This window comes from Stenotrophomonas sp. SrG (assembly GCF_050031795.1).
GTDB lineage: Bacteria > Pseudomonadota > Gammaproteobacteria > Xanthomonadales > Xanthomonadaceae > Stenotrophomonas > Stenotrophomonas rhizophila_A.
Map to the genome: position 1 here is coordinate 1 of NZ_JBNBBE010000690.1, position 248 is coordinate 248.

The window sequence follows — 248 nt, forward strand, 5'->3', positions numbered from 1 at the left end:
GCGCGGGACAACCGCCGTTGCCGGCCGCGGGCGTCCAGGCCATCGCACGCGAACTGCTGCCCGCTGCCCCGGATGCCGATGCGCAGTTCGCCTGGCAGGGCGGGCGCATCCGCCGCTGGCGCGGCCACCTGTACCTGCTGCCGATGGCCTGGGCACTGCCGCTGGACTGGAGCGTGCAGTGGGACGGCGCCAGCCCACTGGCACTCCCCGAGGGTGGCGAACTGGCACTGATCGGCGCCCAGCGGTTG

At 74.6% G+C, this 248-nt stretch carries 1 protein-coding gene; it reads left to right on the forward strand.

Annotation, left to right across the window (positions count from 1 at the left end):
• Positions 1-248, forward strand: a 248-nt coding sequence (locus tag ACQG3P_RS21345; RefSeq protein WP_426806171.1) for a TilS substrate-binding domain-containing protein, incomplete at both ends; no start/stop codon positions are given.